The organism is Streptomyces carpinensis (genome assembly GCF_002154505.1).
Classification (GTDB): Bacteria; Actinomycetota; Actinomycetes; order Streptomycetales; family Streptomycetaceae; genus Streptomyces; species Streptomyces carpinensis.
Window position 1 is genome coordinate 1 of sequence record NZ_MUBM01000283.1, and the last position, 13,494, is coordinate 13,494.

The window sequence follows — 13,494 nt, forward strand, 5'->3', positions numbered from 1 at the left end:
CAGCGGCGAGGCCGGCCTCGCGCAGGGCCGCGACCGAATCGAGGGCGTACTGCACCAGCGACTTCCCCGACACGTCCAAGACCCCCACGAGCAGGTCGGCGTCGGCGCAGTGCGCCACGCATTCCTCCAGCCATCGCCGCCAGCCGATCCCCAGTGCCACGCGCCAGGCACCAGCGAAGTCGGGCGCGATGCCACGTGAGACGAGATCGTTGATGTACGCCGTGGTCCTCGGGCCGACGTACGGCTCCACCCGCCGCCCCGGTTTCTGGATGTTCGCGGTCAGCCATTGGACGAGATCGGAACGGTTGAGCTCCCGATCCTCCTCGACCAGCGAGGCATCGGCGAGGAGGGCAGGATCGTTCTGGGCCACGAGAGAGGGCCTTGCGAAGGCATCGACCAGTGCGTCCGTTTCCGTCAGCAGGCGCTGGCAGAGTGACCTCATCGCATCAGCGACCTCGCGGGAGGGCGGGGGCCACAGATCTTCCATTTCTCAAGTCTCCCTCTGATCCTTTGGAGCCGGCGCTCCCGACGTGCCGTGTCACAGACAGAGGAAGGGCCGGCCAGCGGCATGGCCGCCAGCGAGGTCGGGTGCCATGCCGTCGGCCGACGACAGCGAGAGGCGTCGGGCCGCTACCACCATGCGGCAGCGGCGGCTTCCGGCCCCGCACGTGGTCTCCAGCAGCGTGGTGTTTAGTATGAGTAAACGGCGGAAGATTTATCACGCCGTCAGGGGTGCTGCAAGGGGTTCGGCGACGTCGCCCCTTCTCCCGAAGGCCACACGATTTCGACCTCAGGACGGGCGGTGAGCACACCATGTCCATCGATGACAGCGGGAAGGCGGGCGGAGCAGCCAAGAGCTCCCCTGCCCTCGAAGCGTCCACAGGCGCGCAACTGAGGGAGATCAGGCTCAGCCGCGGGTTGTCGTTGACGGAGGTTGCGCATCAGGCAGACGTCACCAAGGGCTTCCTGAGTCAGTTGGAACGTGGTCTCACCAACGTGTCCGTCGCGACGTTGCTGCGAGTCTGCGATGTGCTGAAGATCGGGGTCGGCGAGCTGTTCGCCTACCCCGATGAGCAGGTCGTGGCGGGCGGAAGCCGGATCGACATGGGCGGTGAAGGAGTCACCGAGTACCTGCTCACGCCCGCCAGCACCACGGCGTTCCAAGTCTTCCGTTCAGTGATCGAACCAGGCGGGGGAACGGGTGGCCCCTATCGGCTCGACACCACCACGATCTTCGCGCTGGGACTGAGCGGCTCGACCCGTCTGATCGTCGGGGGCGAGACCCGGATGCTGTCAGCCGGTGTGTCCACCTCGTTCTCCGGTCGGACGCTGCACCAGTTCGACAATCCGGGCACGACGGTCAGCGAGGTCCTGTGGGTCCTGTCGCCTCCGCTCCTTCGTGTCGCCCGCGAACCCTCCTAGAGCCGCCCGCATCGAGTCGCTCGTAGACAGCCGGGCGGCACGTCCGCATGACGAGCGCCTGCACCAAGCCGGCTACGGCCGAGAGGGCGACGAACCCGCCGATCACCCAGGCGCCCTCGGTGGTGCCGACGAGGAGCGGGAAGTTGGCAACCACCAGGTAGACCACACAGGTCAGGCCGAGGAAGGCCAGGGCCGGGGCCACGACCGTGCGCCACACCGACCGCTGCCCATCCTGCTCATCGACTTGCCGGAAAACGCCGATCACCGCGAGGCTGGTGGCCGCCATGAGCAGGACGATGCCGAGGGTGGCGGCGCCGGAGAACCAGGCGTAGACGTTCGCGATCGGGTCCAGGTCGAGCGCGACGACGACAAGCGTGGTGACGAACGCGACCGCCGAGACGACGCCCGAGGACGCTGACGGCGCCCGGTGCCGGGGATGAACGACGCCCAGCCGCGCCGGAAGGGCACCGGCCCGGGGCAGCGCGAACTGGTAGCGCGTCACGACGTTGTGAAAGGCCAGCGCGCACGCGAACTGACTGGTTATCAGGAGCATTTGCATCACGTCGAACCAGACGGGTCCGACGTAGCTCCGCGCCAGCGCGAGGACCAGGCCCTCGGGGTCGGCCTTCGCGGCGCCGGTCACCGAGTCGGCGCCGACGCCCAAGACGACCGCCCACACGGTGAACGAGTAGAAGATCCCGACCACCAGGATCGCGACGTACGTCGCTCGCGGAACCGTGACGTCAGGGTCCTTGGCCTCGTCGCGGAACACGGCCGTCGCCTCGAAACCGATGAACCCGAAGAAGGCGAACATCATGCCGAGGCCCGGGGAGCCATTCCCCAGGATCGAAGGCAACAGGGGCTTCGCCGTCAGGCCATGGGCGCCACCGTGGCCCACGATGCCGAGGTCCATGACCAGGAGCAGGAGGGATTCCAGCACCAGCACGACACCGAGCACCTTGGCGCTCAGCTCGATGTCCCGATAGCCGAGGGAAGCAATGATCCCCAGCGAGACGAACGCCCACAACCACCACGGGGAGCTGATGCCGGCGTACCGCTCGACGACATTGCTCGTCGCGACGCCGACGTAGGCGTTCACCCCGACGAGAATCAGTGTGTAGGAGAAGAGCGCCAGGGTCGCTGCCGAGAGACCGGGTATCCGGCCCAACCCAGCCTGGACGTAGGCGTAGAAGGCGCCCGCGTCGCGCACCCGTCCCGCCATCAGGGTGAAGCCGACCGCGAAGATCAGCAGCATAACGGTGGTCAGCGCGAAGAACAGGGGCATTCCCGGGCTGCCGCTCACGGCGAAGGCGATCGGCACCCCGCCGGCCACCAGCCCGAGCGGCGCCGCCGCGGCGACGACCATGAAGACGATCTGCGGTACGCCGAGCCCGCGGCGCAGCGGGTTGCCTGGGCCTGCTTCCCTGCCGGGTGCTTCGAAGTGCCCTGTCTCGGAGAGGTCGGCCATGTCGACCACCTTTCAGCTCACGGGCCGGTGCCGGCTCGTCATGGTTGGGTGATGAGGAGGTGAGGGGGTACGGCCACACGGGGTGAACCGGCGCGTCTGCCCCGCAGCAGGGCGACGAGATCCGGGTTCTGCTTCTCCGGCCACGTGCGCGGCGTGCATCCAGTGATCGACCTGGAGAGAGCCGGCCGATGAGGTGGCCGCGGGCGACGGCTACCAGAGAGAGCCACGACCTCTCAGGACTGAGCCCGGTTCGAGTCCTCGAGCGAGGCACGCGCTGCCGCACGTGTTTAGTACTGGTAAACGCCGCAAACGACTATCACGCCGGTGAAGTCACCGCAAGAGATGCGGCGAGGTCGGCCACAGCAGAGAGATCCGCGGGATCCCGGCTTCTTTCGAGAGTCGGCGAGACCTCGGCCGAGGCCGTGCCCGGCTGCCTGCAACCGCCTGAGGGCGGCGCTGCCGGACCGCTTGTGCATCGTGCACCGAGCCCTGGGACCAGCTGGTGCACCCTGTCGTTCCGCCCGTGGCCGTGGCTGGCGACAGTGAGATCACCACCCCGGGAACAGCGAGGAAACACCATGACAACTGAGGTGCTTGACGCCGTCGAGGAGTTCGACGTGGTCATCATCGGAGCGGGGATCTCCGGAATCGGCGCGGCCAGCTATTTCAGCCGGGAACTCCCCGGCAAGTCCCTGCTCGTGCTCGAGGGCCGCGACAACATCGGTGGCACGTGGGAGCTCTTCCGCTACCCGGGCATCCGCTCGGACTCGGACCTCCACACGTTCGGCTACGAGTTCAAGCCGTGGCGTCACGAAGCCGCGATCGCCGACGCGCCGCTGATCCGGGACTACCTTCGGGAGACGGTCGAGGAGAACCACCTGGAGCCCCTCATCAGGCTGCGCCACCGGGTCGTCAGGGCCGAATGGTCCTCGTACGAGGCGCGGTGGACCCTCACCGTCGAGGCAGCCGACCCCGCCGGCGGGGGCACCGTAACCAAGACGATCCGTGCCGGATGGGTGTTCGCCGCCACCGGCTACTACCGGTACGACGAGGGGTTCTCCCCCCAGTTCCCGGGGCGCGACGACTTCGAAGGCACGATCGTCCATCCGCAGCACTGGCCCGAGACGCTCGACTACAGCGGCAAGAAGGTCGTCGTCATCGGCAGCGGCGCGACGGCGATCACGCTGGTGCCGGCCATGGCCACCGGGCCCGGCGCCGCCCGGCACGTGACGATGCTGCAGCGGACCCCGACGTACGTCCTGGCGCTGCCGCGCGTCGACAAGGTCGCCCTGGCGCTCACGAAGGTGCTCGGGGAGGAGCGCGGGTACGCCGTGACGCGGTTCAAGAACATCTGGCTCGACCGCGCCGTCGTCAAGGGACTGCGGACGTTCCCGAAGGCCGGGCGTCGGTTGATCCGGCGCGAGAACATCAAGCGGCTGCCCAAGGGGTTCGACGTCGACAAGCACTTCAATCCGCCGTACGACCCGTGGGACCAGCGTCTGTGTCTGGCGCCGGACGGCGACTTCTTCGACGCGATCAAGAAGGGTTCCGCGACCGTCGTCACCGACACGATCGCGCGGTTCAGCAAACGCGGAATCGTGCTGAGCTCGGGTGAGGAGCTGGAAGCCGACGTCATCGTCACCGCGACGGGGCTGAACCTGCAGCTCTTCGGCGGCATGCCCATCGTGGTCGACGGGCGTCAGGTCGACATCGCGGACGCGCTCTGTTACCGCGGAATGCTGCTGAGCGGGATTCCGAACTGGGCGATGGCGATCGGCTACACCACCTCGTCCTGGACGCTCAAGGTGAGCCTGATGTGTCGCTACTTCATCGACCTGGTCAGGCACATGGACGCCCGCGGATGCGACACGGTGGTTCCGGTCGCGCCGGCGGGGACGGAGCGCAGGCCCGTCATGGACCTTCAGGCGGGGTACGCCAAGCGCGCCGAGAAGCGCATGCCCAAGCAGGGCCTCGAAAAGCCCTGGCGGATGGCGATGTCCTACCCCGAGGACGCCAAGGCCCTTCGCGGCCCGGTGGCCGACGAGCACCTCGAGTTCGGCTCCCGTCGGGCGGCCGCGCAGTCGCTCGGTGGGAGGCGAGCCACCCATGTCTGAGACGAGCGGTGCGGAGAGCACCGACCGGTACGCGGCCCTGCCGTCCGGGATGAGGATCTGCTTCCGGGACTTCGGCGACAAGGCCGACCCCACCATCCTCCTCATCGCCGGTATGGGCGAGGACCTCACCTTCTGGACCGACGCGTTTTTCGGCTCGCTCGTCGCCCGCGGTTTCCGGGTCGTCGCGATCGACAACCGTGACGTCGGCCAGTCGACGTTCGTCGCCGCACCCCCTCCGGCGCTGTGGCGTCAGCTCGCCGGGCGCCCGCGCAGCGACGCGTACGCGCTCGCCGACATGGCCCAGGACGCCGTCGGCGTACTCGACTGCCTCGGGATCTCGCGGGTGCACCTGGTGGGGCGATCGATGGGCGGGATGATCGCGCAGACGATCGCGGCCACGGCCCCCGAGCGCGTTCTGTCGCTGACCTCCATCTACTCGACCACCGGGTCGAAGAAAGTGGGCCAGCCGGCGCTGTCGACGATCCGGCTCCTCGCCGCCCCACCGGCGAGGACCAGAACCGCGGCGGTCCGGGCCCACCTGCGGATCACCAGGCACGTCGCGGGAACGGGATATCCCATCGACGACGCGGCCGAGGCGGCCATCGCAGCGCGCGGCTGGGACCGCAGCGCCGGTGACCCGGCGGCCGGCGTGGCGCGCCAGGTCCAGGCGATCCAGCGCTCCGGAGACCGGACGGCCCAGTTGAGCACCATCACGGCACCGACGCTCGTCATCAACGGCGACCGGGACCTGCTGGTCCACCCGAGCGGCGGCGAAGCGACGGTGAAGGCGATCCGCTCGGCCCAGCACGTGGTCATTCCCGGCATGGGCCACCACATTCCCCAGGCCCTCGTCGGCCCCGTCACCCAGTACATCTCGCAGCACGCGGACCGCGTGGGCGAAGGAGGAAACCATGTCCGGATCTCGTAAGCCCGGCTCCGGGGACACCTCGGTCGACGTCGTGGTCGTCGGTGCCGGCTTCGCCGGCCTGAGCGCTGCCGAGCGACTGGCGAGCATGGGGCAGTCCGTCCTGGTCGTGGAAGGCCGCGACCGGGTCGGAGGCCGATCCCTGTCCGGCGAGGTGGCAGGCGTGAAGGTCGACCTCGGAGCAACGTGGGTGGCACGGCGCCACACTGCCATCCGGGACCTTGCGAGCCGGGTGGGGTGTACCACGACCGCCCAGTTCAACCAGGGTCGCAACGTGCTGTGGATGGCAGGCCGGCGCCGCACCTACAGCGGCACCATCCCCAAGGTCTCCCCCGCGGCCCTGGTGGACATGGCCCGCATGCAGATGGCCGTGAACAAGCTCGTCTCGACCATCGACGTGGACGCGGCGTGGGAGTCGCCCGAGGCGAGCCGGCTCGACACCATCTCGTTCGGCGAGTGGCTCGACCGGAAGAACGCCCTGCCCAGCACCCGTGCGCTGATGACCGTCATCAGCAAGGTGCAGTGGGGCTGCACCCCGTCAGACGTCTCCCTGCTGCACGCACTGCGCTACATCCGTGCAGCGGGCGGCATCGATCACATGCTGGACGTCGAGGGCGGCCAGCAGCAGGACCGGCTCGTCGAAACCACCCAGGAGATCGCCAAGCGGGTGGCGGAGAAGCTCGGCGACCGCGTGCGCCTGGGGACACCGGTGCGCCGTATCGCGCAGGACGACAACGGCGTCACCGTCCACACCGACTCCGACGAGATCCACGCCAGGTACGGGATCGTCACGGCCGCGCCGGCGCACCGCGCCGCCATCGCGTTCGATCCCGCTCTGCCCGAGCAGGCCGAAGGGCTCACACGAACCTGGCGCATGGGCGTGCTGAGCAAGGCTTTCGCGGCTTACGAAGTGCCGTTCTGGCGGGCCGGCGGACTCTCCGGCGAGGCAGTGACCGACACCGGAACCGTGTTCATCACCTTCGATGTGTCACCCGCCCACAGCGGACCGGGCGTGCTGATGGCCTTCTGCGATCCGCGCGTCTTCGACGGTTTCAGCGCCGAGACCCGACGCGACCGGGTCATCCAGCAGCTCGCCGACCTCTACGGTCCGCAGGCCCGCAACCCCATCGACTACGTGGACCACTGCTGGGGATCGGAACCGTTCGCCCCAGGTGGTCCCAATCCTGCTGTCGCCCCCTACGCGACCACGAGCTACGGCAGGGCCCTGACCGAGCCCCACGGGCGCATCCACTGGGCCGGTACCGAAACCGCCGGCGAATGGGCCGGCACCATGAACGGCGCGGTCCTGACGGGCCAGCGCGCCGCCGAGCGCGTCGCCGCCCTCCTGTCCCGCGACGTCCGGGAGGGGGCGCTGCGATGAAGGAAGCGCTGTTCCTGCTGGCCGACCTGTGGATGATCTTCGCCGGCTACTTCTACGGATGGAGGTTCATCCGCCGGTACGGCAACTACCTCCTCGGTCTCGAGTGGATGGTCGTCGCGACGTCGGGCAGCAACTTCCTGCTCTGGTCGCTGCTCGGAGCCGACAGCGGCAGCGTCCTGTACGACGTGGCGTACTTCTTCGACGCGTTCTCCAGGTCGGTCGGCATCACGCTCATCCTGATCATGGGCTTGATGAAGGTCACCCATCGCTACAAGCCGAGCCTCGGCGTCGATGTCGCCCTGTTCGGAGTTGCGATTGTGGCCGGTCTGTTCCTCCGGCACTTCCACGGCGCGGATCTCCACACCGACCGCGCCGCGTTCTCGGTCGCCGTGTTCTACCTCGTCGTCAATCTCCTCACGGCAGTCTTCGTCGGGTACTTCGTCAAGCGGCTCTGGGACGCGGGCGCGAGGTGGCCGGCGATCTGGACGGGACTGGTCACCGCCGCCGGGACCGCCATCGCGATCACCTACGACTTGTTCCCCCTGCCGTTCGACGACGAGAACCGCACGGTCTTCTACACCGCTGCGCTGGCGACCTGGGGCACCCAGGGATTCGTCTACTTCCGCGCCTACCGCGCGCTGCACCACCACAACGCGGCCTTGGATGCGAAGCCCGCTCACGCAACAGGGGCCATCGCATGAACCCCGAGCACGAAGACGGAGTCAGTATGGCGAACAGGCCCGTGTACGCGGTGGTGGACCCCGCCAGCGGCAAGTTGGTCAAGGGGTACCCCGCCGCGACAGACAAGGCTGTCGACAGGGCGCTCGACTCGGCGGCGCAGGCCTACGCGCAATGGTCGAGGCAGACCTCGGTGGCTCAGCGCGCGCAGTTGTTGAGCACCGTCGCCACCTTGCACAGCGAGCGCAGCGGGCAACTTGCCGAGATCATCCACCGGGAGATGGGCAAGCCGGTGGACCAGGCCATCGCAGAGGTCGAGTTCAGCGCTTCCATCTACAGGTACTACGCCGAGAACGCGCACAGGTTCCTCGCCGACGAGCCGATCGAGCTTCTCGAGGCAGAGGGCACCGCCTTCATCCGTCGCCAGCCGATCGGCGTGTTGTTGGGGATCATGCCCTGGAACTACCCGTATTACCAGGTCGCCCGATTCGCCGCACCCAATCTCGCGCTGGGCAATACCATCGTGCTCAAGCACGCGCCGCAGTGTCCGGAGTCGTCCGCGGCTCTGCAGCAGTTGTTCACGGACGCGGGCTGTCCCGAGGGCAGCTATGTCAACGTCTACGCCACCAACGAGCAGATCGCTCGCGCCATCGCGGACCCCAGGGTGCAAGGCGTCTCCTTCACCGGTTCGGAGCGGGCCGGCGCGGAGATCGCCGAAAGGGCCGGGCGCAGCCTCAAGAAGGTGGTGCTCGAACTGGGCGGCTCGGACCCCTTCATCGTGCTGTCGACGCACGACCTCGACGCCACGGTCCAGGCGGCGGTCGACGCTCGATTCGAGAACACCGGGCAGGCGTGCAACGCCGGCAAGCGAATCATCGTCGCCGACGACATCTATGACGCGTTCCTCGACAAGTTCACCCAGAAAGTCCTCGCCATGGCCGACGGCCTGGCGCCACTGTCCTCGGTCGCCGCTGCCGAGCGCCTCGAAGAACAAGTCGAGCGAGCCATCGATGACGGGGCGACCTTCGTCTCCGCAGGACAGCGCGAAGGGGCGCACTTCCCGCCCGGCATTCTGACGGGCGTATCGCCGACGTCGCCGTCGGCCGCCGAGGAGCTCTTCGGCCCCGTCGCGATCGTCTATCGAGCCGGATCCGAGGACGAGGCTGTCGACCTGGCGAACGGAACACCGTACGGCCTGGGCTCCTACGTGTTCACGACGGACGCCGAGCAGGCGATGCGCGTCGCGGACAAGATCGACGCAGGCATGGTCTTCATCAACGGCGTCGGACTCGAGGGCGCGGAACTGCCTTTTGGTGGGGTCAAGCGGTCCGGTTTCGGCCGCGAACTGGGCCGGGCGGGAATCGACGAGTTCGCCAACAAGAAACTCATCCGCACCGCTCGGACGTGATCGCCACAGCGCGGACAGAAGGAAACCTGTCATGACCATCGAATTCGACGCCGCTGTCTTCAGGGCACCGAACGAACCACTGACCATCGAGAAAGTGACTCTCCCTTCGACGCCTCCGCCCGGCGAGGTGCTCGTGCGGCTCAAAGCAAGCGGGGTGTGCCACAGCGACCTTCACGTCGTCGTAGGCGAATGGGAGGTGCCATCGCCGATGATTCTCGGCCATGAAGGGTCCGGGATCGTCGAGAGTGTCGGCGAAGGTGTCACGACGCTGAAGAAGGGCGATCACGTCGTGCTGTCCTGGACGCCGTCCTGTCGCCGCTGCCGCTATTGCATCAGTGGCAGACCGGTCCTCTGTGACATGGTCAGCCAACACTCGGCGAATCATCTGTCGTTCGACGGCCGGTCTCGAATCGCGTCCGTGAGCGGGGACGACGTCTACAGCTTCGCGGGCCTCGGAACGTTCGGCCAGTACGCTCTCGTGCCCGAATCGGGCGCGATCGCCATCCGGAACGACGCCCCGTTCGAACAGTCGGCTCTGGTCGGATGCGCCGTCACCACCGGCGTCGGCGCGGCCGTCAACACGGCCAAGGTGCGTCCGAGCGACACCGTGCTGGTCCTCGGCTGCGGCGGCGTCGGCCTGAACGCGATTCAGGGTGCTCGGCTCGCCGGCGCGCGGAGGATCATCGCCGCGGACATCTCCGATGAGAAGCTCGAGCAGGCACGCGTCTTCGGTGCGACAGATCTGATCAACAACGGCCGCGAGAATTTCGCCGACAGGGTGCACGAGCTCACCGACGGACGCGGTGTGGAGATCGCCATCGAGGCCATCGGGCTGCCACGCACCATCGAGTCGGCCTACGAGGTCCTGGCCCGAGGCGGCACGGCGGTGGTCGCCGGGCAGGTGGCGGACGGCATGAGGATCTCCATCGACCCGTTCGTCATGTCCGATCAGGAGCTGTCGCTCATCGGCTCGAACTACGGCTCGAGCAAGCCGGATTCCGACTTCCCCATGCTGATCGACCACTACATGAACAACCGCATCGATCTCGACTCCCTTGTGACGCGTGTGATCGATCTGAAGGACATCAACGAGGCGTTCGACCAGATGCAGCGCGGCATCGGCATCCGCTCGGTGATCAGGTACTGAAAGGCAGGGGCAATCGCATGGCCCTGGAATCATCACGCTTGGCGTTCGAGCGAGCTCGACGCAGCGTCGGCGGGGGTGTGGGGTCAGGCCTGCGCGCCGCGATGCCTCCCCATCCGCTCTTCGTGCAAGAGGCACAGGGCGCATACGTCTGGGACCTGGACGGCGACCGGTACATCGACTACGTGATGGCCTGGGGCCCGCTCGTCCTCGGTCACGGTGACCCGCGCGTGCTGTCCGCGGTGTCCGAGGTCGCGAAGAAGATGCAGGTCGTCGGCACCGGCCACGCGCTCGAGTATCGCGCGGCGGAAGCGGTCCTCGAAGCCGTGCCGCACGGCGAGCGCCTGCTGTGGAGCAACACGGGGACCGAAGCGGTGCAGGTCGCGCTGCGCCTCGCGCGAGCCGTCACCGGGCGGCGCCGCGTGCTCAAGTTCGCCAAGAGCTACCACGGCTGGCATGACACCGTGTATGCCGGGATGTCCGAGGACGACTGCGATCGCCCTGCATCCCCCGGCGGACCAGGGCAGTCGACCAGCGTGCTGGACGACCTGGTCGTGGCGCGCTTCAACGACGTACAGCTGGCCGAACGCCTGCTGAGCGAGTCCGTCGAGCGCGACATCGCGGCCGTGCTCGTCGACCCGGTGATGAGCAACGCCGGCGTCGAAGCACCCTCACCGCAATTCCTGTCGACGCTGCGAACGCTCTGCGACCGACACGGCGTCGTCCTCATCTTCGACGAGGTGATCGCCGGGTTCCGAATCGCCCGGGGCGGGGCGGCCGAGAAGTACGGCGTGCTGCCCGACCTGTCCGTCTTCGGGAAGGCGATGGCCGGCGGTTTCACGCAGAGCGCCGTCGTCGGCCGAGCGGAGCTGGTCGATCAGGTGACGTCCGGCGTCGTTCATGCCGGAACCTTCAACGCCAACCCGATCGCACTGGCAGCCGTCGAGGCGACGATGCGCGTCCTGACCGATCCTGCGGTCTACGCGCTGCTCGAACAGACCTCGTCCCAGTTCGAGGCCCTCGTCGGTGGCGCCCTCGGTTCATCTCCTGACTTCGGCCGCTTCAACCGGGTCGGCTCGCTCCTCCAGTACGTCCCCGCCGGTGGGGCCACGGGGCTCCACGGAACCGGCGGGCTCTGGACCGCGATCCTCGAAGGGATGCTGCGTCAGGGCTTCCTGTTCATGCCGTCCGGCAAGGTCTTCATCAGTACGGCCCATACCACCGCCGACGTCGAGGCGACGGCCGAGGCCCTCGACCAGCTGCTGCGGAAGTTGTGACATCCGCATCAAGCCACGTGTAGCCCCCACCCGCTCAGGGCCAGGCCGTGTGTCCCGTCCCCCGCGACCTGGCCTGGCCCACATTCCTGGAAGACACCATGCTGAACCTCTCGGTCCTGCTCGAGGACTCCGCCCGCGCCCACCCGAACCGGGACGCAGTCGTCCTCGGCCCGACGCGCCTCACCTACGCCCAGGTCGACGCCGCCGCGAACCGGGTCGCCAACCTCCTGGTCGACCGCGGCATCTGGCCCGGCGACAAGGTCGCGCTCAGCTGTCCGAACTTGCCCTGGTTCCCGATCGTCTACTACGGGATCCTCAAGGCCGGCGCCGTCGTCGTACCGCTCAACATCCTGCTCAAGGGCCGGGAGATCGCCTACCACCTGGCCGACTCGGAGGCGAAGGCGTACTTCTGCTTCGAGGGAGACGCGGGTCTGCCGATGGGTGCGGAGGGACACGCCGGGTTCACCGACACCGCGGGCTGCGAGCACTTCTTCCTCATCACCGCCGATCCCGAGGCGGAAAGCCCGATCGAGGGCGTCGAGACCATGGGCGCCGCGCTGCGGGGCACGCCGACGACGTTCGACAGCATGGGGACCACCGGGGACGACCCGGCTGTGCTGCTCTACACGAGTGGTACGACAGGACAGGCGAAGGGCTCCGAACTCAGCCACGCCAACCTCGTTCTCAACGCCCTCGCCTGCAACCGGCTGTTGGACAACCAGCCGGCCTCGGACACCCACCTGCTCGTGCTGCCGCTGTTCCACTCCTTCGGCGCGACCGTGCAGATGAACGCCGGCTTCTCGACGGCGAGCACACTGGTGCTGCTGCCCCGATTCGACGCCCGGCAGGCGGTGTCCCTGATGCAGCAGGAGGACATCACCTTCTTCGCAGGCGTCCCCACCATGTGGTGGGGCCTGTTGCAGGCGCTCACCGACGATGTCGACGCAGCAAGGATCGCGAGGAACCTGCGAGTCGGCGTCTCCGGCGGTGCCTCGCTCCCTGCCGAGATCATCAAACAGGTCAGGGAGCGACTGGGCGTCCAGGTTCTGGAGGGCTACGGCCTCTCCGAGACCTCGCCGGTGGTGACCTTCAGCGATCCGGCGCGAGAGCCGCGGCCCGGCTCCATCGGCGTGCCGATCTGGGGCGTGGAACTCAAGCTCGTCAACTCCGACTGGTCCGAGGTCGAGGACGACGGAACGGGCAGCGCCATCGGCGAGATCGCGGTCAAGGGCCACAACGTGATGAAGGGCTACCACGGTCGCCCCCACGCCACAGCCGAAGCAATCAGGGACGGCTGGTTCCGCACCGGCGACCTGGCCCGCAGGGACGAGGACGGCTTCTACTACATCGTCGACCGGGCGAAGGACCTGATCATCCGCGGCGGCTTCAACGTGTACCCGCGTGAGATCGAGGAGGTCCTGATGACGCACCCGGCGATCAGCCTGGCCGCGGTCGTCGGCGTGCCCCACGAGAGCCACGGCGAGGAGATCAAGGCGTTCGTCATCCTCGACCCCGGCGCCGAGGCCAGTCCCGATGAGCTGATCGCCTGGGGCAAGGAGCAGATGGCCGGCTACAAGTACCCGCGCATCGTGGAGATCGTCGAGATGCTGCCGATGACGTCCACCGGAAAGATCCTCAAGCGCGAACTCACGTAACCGGCACGACAAGCGCATCGAC

Annotated in this window: 10 protein-coding genes and 1 pseudogene; 9 read left to right on the top strand and 2 right to left on the bottom strand. The window is 67.8% G+C overall.

Annotated elements, in window-relative coordinates; translation table 11 throughout:
- Positions 1 to 487: pseudogene (locus BZY54_RS33565) on the bottom strand (PucR family transcriptional regulator); the annotation flags it as partial.
- A gap of 326 nt (positions 488 to 813) precedes the next feature.
- On the opposite strand from BZY54_RS33565, the gene BZY54_RS33570 reads away from it, so the two are divergent.
- On the top strand, positions 814 to 1,422 hold the full coding sequence (locus BZY54_RS33570; RefSeq protein WP_086729102.1) for a helix-turn-helix domain-containing protein: 609 nt from the start codon (positions 814 to 816) through the stop codon (positions 1,420 to 1,422).
- Here the strand turns inward: BZY54_RS33570 and BZY54_RS33575 are convergent.
- Positions 1,361 to 2,890, bottom strand: coding sequence for an APC family permease (locus BZY54_RS33575; protein ID WP_086729103.1), 1,530 nt, complete (start codon positions 2,888 to 2,890; stop codon positions 1,361 to 1,363). The genes BZY54_RS33570 and BZY54_RS33575 overlap by 62 nt on opposite strands.
- A gap of 578 nt (positions 2,891 to 3,468) precedes the next feature.
- Between BZY54_RS33575 and BZY54_RS33580 the strand changes: the two genes are divergently transcribed.
- From BZY54_RS33580 to BZY54_RS33615, 8 genes are all read left to right on the top strand, one after another.
- Entirely contained in the window at positions 3,469 to 5,004 is a 1,536-nt protein-coding gene (locus BZY54_RS33580; protein WP_086729104.1) for a flavin-containing monooxygenase, read from the top strand.
- On the top strand, positions 4,997 to 5,932 hold the full coding sequence (locus tag BZY54_RS33585; protein WP_086729105.1) for an alpha/beta fold hydrolase: 936 nt from the start codon (positions 4,997 to 4,999) through the stop codon (positions 5,930 to 5,932). The genes BZY54_RS33580 and BZY54_RS33585 overlap by 8 nt, the downstream gene beginning before the upstream one ends.
- Positions 5,916 to 7,310 (top strand): flavin monoamine oxidase family protein, encoded by a 1,395-nt coding sequence (locus tag BZY54_RS33590; protein ID WP_086729106.1) that lies wholly within the window; start codon positions 5,916 to 5,918, stop codon positions 7,308 to 7,310. The genes BZY54_RS33585 and BZY54_RS33590 overlap by 17 nt, the downstream gene beginning before the upstream one ends.
- The gene (locus tag BZY54_RS33595; RefSeq protein ID WP_086729107.1) at positions 7,307 to 8,011 is read left to right on the top strand and encodes a transporter; all 705 of its coding nucleotides are present in this window, start codon (positions 7,307 to 7,309) and stop codon (positions 8,009 to 8,011) included. The genes BZY54_RS33590 and BZY54_RS33595 overlap by 4 nt, the downstream gene beginning before the upstream one ends.
- Positions 8,008 to 9,396, top strand: coding sequence for an NAD-dependent succinate-semialdehyde dehydrogenase (locus tag BZY54_RS33600; RefSeq protein WP_208640850.1), 1,389 nt, complete (start codon positions 8,008 to 8,010; stop codon positions 9,394 to 9,396). The genes BZY54_RS33595 and BZY54_RS33600 overlap by 4 nt, the downstream gene beginning before the upstream one ends.
- Before the next feature lie 31 nt (positions 9,397 to 9,427).
- Positions 9,428 to 10,543: a Zn-dependent alcohol dehydrogenase gene (locus BZY54_RS33605; protein ID WP_086729109.1), complete on the top strand. Its 1,116-nt coding sequence runs from the start codon at positions 9,428 to 9,430 to the stop codon at positions 10,541 to 10,543.
- A 122-nt stretch (positions 10,544 to 10,665) separates the two neighbouring features.
- Positions 10,666 to 11,817 carry an aspartate aminotransferase family protein gene (locus BZY54_RS33610; protein ID WP_244217469.1) on the top strand — a complete coding sequence of 384 codons (1,152 nt, stop codon included), beginning with the start codon at positions 10,666 to 10,668 and terminating at the stop codon, positions 11,815 to 11,817.
- A gap of 98 nt (positions 11,818 to 11,915) precedes the next feature.
- Positions 11,916 to 13,472: a long-chain-fatty-acid--CoA ligase gene (locus BZY54_RS33615; RefSeq protein WP_086729111.1), complete on the top strand. Its 1,557-nt coding sequence runs from the start codon at positions 11,916 to 11,918 to the stop codon at positions 13,470 to 13,472.
- Positions 13,473 to 13,494 lie beyond the last annotated feature (22 nt).

Bases quoted from the DNA above. Each gene is read 5' to 3' on its own strand.
- BZY54_RS33595 (WP_086729107.1), top strand. From the start codon at position 7,307: ATGAAGGAAGCGCTGTTCCTGCTGGCCGACCTGTGGATGATCTTCGCC.
- BZY54_RS33575 (WP_086729103.1), bottom strand. From the start codon at position 2,890: ATGGCCGACCTCTCCGAGACAGGGCACTTCGAAGCACCCGGCAGGGAA.
- BZY54_RS33600 (WP_208640850.1), top strand. From the start codon at position 8,008: ATGAACCCCGAGCACGAAGACGGAGTCAGTATGGCGAACAGGCCCGTG.
- BZY54_RS33585 (WP_086729105.1), top strand. From the start codon at position 4,997: ATGTCTGAGACGAGCGGTGCGGAGAGCACCGACCGGTACGCGGCCCTG.
- BZY54_RS33590 (WP_086729106.1), top strand. From the start codon at position 5,916: ATGTCCGGATCTCGTAAGCCCGGCTCCGGGGACACCTCGGTCGACGTC.
- BZY54_RS33580 (WP_086729104.1), top strand. From the start codon at position 3,469: ATGACAACTGAGGTGCTTGACGCCGTCGAGGAGTTCGACGTGGTCATC.
- BZY54_RS33605 (WP_086729109.1), top strand. From the start codon at position 9,428: ATGACCATCGAATTCGACGCCGCTGTCTTCAGGGCACCGAACGAACCA.
- BZY54_RS33570 (WP_086729102.1), top strand. From the start codon at position 814: ATGTCCATCGATGACAGCGGGAAGGCGGGCGGAGCAGCCAAGAGCTCC.
- BZY54_RS33615 (WP_086729111.1), top strand. From the start codon at position 11,916: ATGCTGAACCTCTCGGTCCTGCTCGAGGACTCCGCCCGCGCCCACCCG.